This is a genomic window from Dietzia sp. DQ11-44, from assembly GCF_014145205.1.
Lineage (GTDB): Bacteria > Actinomycetota > Actinomycetes > Mycobacteriales > Mycobacteriaceae > Dietzia > Dietzia natronolimnaea.
Map to the genome: position 1 here is coordinate 1 of NZ_JAALEC010000716.1, position 3,439 is coordinate 3,439.

At 66.6% G+C, this 3,439-nt stretch carries 3 protein-coding genes and 1 pseudogene; 3 read left to right on the top strand and 1 reads right to left on the bottom strand.

Going from position 1 to position 3,439, the window contains the following annotated elements; genetic code table 11:
* From G6018_RS16125 to G6018_RS16135, 3 genes are all read left to right on the top strand, one after another.
* Window positions 1-1,180: TraM recognition domain-containing protein (locus tag G6018_RS16125; RefSeq protein ID WP_182640159.1), on the top strand; the 1,180-nt coding region annotated here is incomplete at its 5' end.
* Window positions 1,177-1,683, top strand: a complete 507-nt coding sequence (locus G6018_RS16130) for a DUF4913 domain-containing protein (protein ID WP_182640160.1) — start codon at window positions 1,177-1,179, stop codon at window positions 1,681-1,683. The genes G6018_RS16125 and G6018_RS16130, both read left to right, overlap by 4 nt.
* Window positions 1,680-2,378: a hypothetical protein gene (locus G6018_RS16135; RefSeq protein WP_182640161.1), complete on the top strand. Its 699-nt coding sequence runs from the start codon at window positions 1,680-1,682 to the stop codon at window positions 2,376-2,378. Before G6018_RS16130 ends, G6018_RS16135 begins: the two co-directional genes overlap by 4 nt.
* Window positions 2,379-2,423: 45 nt before the next feature.
* On the opposite strand, the pseudogene G6018_RS16140 reads toward G6018_RS16135, so the two are convergent.
* A pseudogene (locus G6018_RS16140) lies at window positions 2,424-3,439 on the bottom strand (TraA protein); the annotation flags it as partial.

The following is a 3,439-nucleotide window of genomic DNA, read 5'->3' on the forward strand; positions in this document are numbered from 1 at the left end:
GCGGGCGCCAGGAATCTGCATCTCCACCTCCTGCAAGCGCGACGTCATCGAGGCCACGATGCCGTTCCGTCAGCAGGTCGGCCGGGTGTGGGTACTCGACCCGCAGGACAAGGCCGTCGGACTGGACACCTCCCGCTGGTACTTCGATCCGCTCGACTTCGTGCGCCGGGACCAGTGGTGGGACGGCAACGCCGAAGAGCTGGCCGAAATCTTCAACGCCGCCTCGGCCCGCGGTGAGGCCGGTAGCGACCCCAACGCCTACTTCTACAGCCAGGCCGTGGACCTGCTCGCCTCACTGTTCCTGGCCGCTGCGCTCAAGCATCGGCCCATCACTGACGTCTACGGCTGGGTGTCCAACCTCGAGGACTCCACCCCGGTGGAGATACTGTCCGACAGTCAGTGGGGACCCCAGGCCGCCGACCTGGCCAGCAAGTATGCGGCAGAACCACGCACCCGATCCAACGTGTTCTCCGCCGCCAAGAACATGATCTCCTGCCTCGGTCGACGTCAGATCGTGCGCCTGCTGACCCCCCAGGCAGGCGCCGAACGCTTCGACCCGGTCGCCTTCGCAAGCTCTGAGGCCGACACGCTGTATCTGGTGTCCGACGAGGAGAATCCGATCGGCCGACCGGTGACCTCGATCCTGACCGTCGCGGTGTTCAAGGCACTGGTCGACCGGGCCGACCAGTGCCCCGGCTCTCGGCTCCCGGTACCGGTGACCGCCGCCCTGGACGAGATCGCCAACATCGTGCGCTGGCCCCGCCTGCCCGACTACTACTCCACGTTCGGCTCTCGCGGCATCATCTGCGACACCGTGCTCCAGTCCTACGCCCAGGGAGTCGAGGTTTGGGGCGAACAGGGCATGAAGAAGCTGTGGTCGGCCGCAGCGATCGTGGTCATCGGACCCGGACACAAGGACTACCGGTTCCTGGAGGAGCTGGCCCACCTGATCGGTACCCACACCGAGCAGCAGCGGTCGATCTCCCACGGCGGCGGTGATCGCGGGCGATCGGTGTCTACGCAAACCGTTGAGCGGCAGACCATTACGGCTGCCGAACTGGCTGCCCTGCCGTTCGGACGAATGATCGTGCTCGCCACGGGGCGCCGTCCGATCCTTGCGCGGATGGTGCGGTGGGACCACCAGGAGCTGCCGACGATTAAGGAGCTGACTGAAAAATGAGCCACCTGTTCGACAAGAAGATCGTCGAGGCGTTCGGCGAGACCCTGACGGCGGTGACTAAAGAGGCGCTACCCGCAGCTGTAGAGGATGTTCTGGCAACACCCGGCCTCACCGACCACCTTGCCCGCACCGTGGAGAGGGAGGTCCAGCGGTTCGCCGAGACTGAGCTGGGCGTGCCGCCCATCCTGCGGTTCACCGACGAGTTCGCCTTCTTCGACGATTATCTCCGGCTCGCCTACGAGTCGACGGGGATGAGCCAGAAGTGGTGTTCTCGCTGGTGGGCGCACCGTTCTGTTCGGTTCCGCATCCGGTCGATGTGGCTCGCGTATGAGTCTCTGGCTCGCAGGGACCCGGCCATCTGCGACGAAGTGTTCCTGCGCACGATCGGTGATCACCACATGCCGATGCTGACGGGAGAGCGCTCGCCGATGGTGGCGTGCACTTCTAGCCACCAGCCGGGCAAACCCCTGAAGTCTGACCCCATTGAGGAAGGCACGCGATGAGTTCGCATCCCAGCGACCCGGTGGTCGCCGATCTGATCCGTCACGCCCGCGTGGGCGCGGCGGCTAGTCCGTACCCGACGCGGACGCGCTCGCTCGGTGAGCACTCCGTCCGCCAGCACTCAGTCGGCTCGCTCGTGGTCGAGACCGCGCGGGCAGATTCCGGCGTTTCCGAGGCTGTGGCGCAGGCACGGCGGGAGGTGATCGCCGCGGAGCTGGAGCGCAGACGGCTGGTGCAGGCCGCCCAGGAGGCCCGCCGGCAGGCAGAGTTTGATCGCGTCCAGGCCGAGCATGAGCGCGATGAGGCCGTACGCCGCGCTCGTGAACAGTCAGGCCCAGACCCGGATTTCCTGACGCTGGCAGTGATCGCCGTAGTGACAATGGAAATCACCGAGTACGAGCTGGCCGGTGTGCTCGACTCAGCGATTACCGACCGCCCCGACCTGTCGGCGGCTGATACCGCCGTCCTCGCAGGTGAGCGCAGGGTCGGCCTCACTGAGGAGGAACTGAAGACCGAAGTCGGCAGCGGATCGCGGGAAGTCGCCGGCGTCATCGACACCGGCGTAGGGACGCAAACTCCGTCCCAGCTCATCGCCCAGTCCGAACAGACAGCTCAGCCGGCCGCCGCCACTTTCGACAGCGCCGCGGTGTCCGTCGATACAGCCCCGGAGGTCGAGACCTCAGCAGAGGTCGGCTAAGAATGCCGCTAGTACTGCTGAGGACGTTCCCTAACCCTTGGTGACTCACCACGGGTCGGGTGCGGAATCGGTGCTGGCCCCCCACTCCGACTGCGGTCCGGATGTCGTCTCGGCGTCCGGGCCGCGCTCTTGTTCTGCGGACCGGTGGGTGAGATAGGACTCGGTGAAGTCGCTGACCGGTCCGGGGGTAGGCGGTGCGGTCAGGGCTGCTCGGGTGTCGGTGAGCCATGCGGTCAGTTCGGTGTCGGTGCCGAGGGTGCTGGGGGCTACGGCGGGCGGTTCGTCGGCTGTGTCGGCCTCGCGGGTCACGTGACGGATTCGGTGGGCAATGACTGCTGCGGGCGACTTCGCGTCCTCAAGGTTGTCGGTGGCCTCGGCCCAGATCTCGCGGGGGTCCAGGCCGGCGAGAACGGCTTCTGTCCAGGCGTGAGCGATCTCGTCTCCGAGCTCGTCGGTGGGGGAGTAGGCGCGGGGCAGGGCGTCGAGGTAGTCGGGCAGTGTCTGGGCGGTGAAGGCCTTGGCTGCCAGCTCGGCCCCGTGGCGGTAGAGCGCTTCCACACGCTCGGGGTCGGTGGCCTGGTCGTACTCGGTGCGCAGGGTTTGGGTTGCTGAAATCTGGCGAGTGTCGCGGGCCAGAACGGTATGCAGAACCTCGGTGGCGGTGGGTGCTTCCCGGTCGCCGGCCGAGTGCATGTGGCCGTCCTCCGCGCCGAGGTCGAGGACCGGCTCGCACACGGCGTAGGCGCGGTTCTCCTTCCTTCCTCGAGTCATCGCGACGTACAGGCCGGCGCGGTCCACGCTGGTGTCGATGACGGCGTGGGTGGTGTCGACGGTTGCGCCTTGGGAGCGGTGGATGGTGGCCGCGTATCCGAGGTGGATGTTCTTCTCCGCGTAGTCGGCTGGGATGAGCATGTCGTTGCCGGTGTTCTGGTCGCGGACGGCCAGGGAGCCGTCTTCAGCGAGTCCGGTGACGGTGAACAACTGTCCGTTGATGACTCGCCCGAGCGGGGTTCGGTCGGTCGAGTAGAGCATGGAGTTCTTGCGGGCGATGACGGTGTCCC

Bases quoted from the DNA above. Each gene is read 5' to 3' on its own strand.
- G6018_RS16130 (WP_182640160.1), top strand. From the start codon at position 1,177: ATGAGCCACCTGTTCGACAAGAAGATCGTCGAGGCGTTCGGCGAGACC.
- G6018_RS16135 (WP_182640161.1), top strand. From the start codon at position 1,680: ATGAGTTCGCATCCCAGCGACCCGGTGGTCGCCGATCTGATCCGTCAC.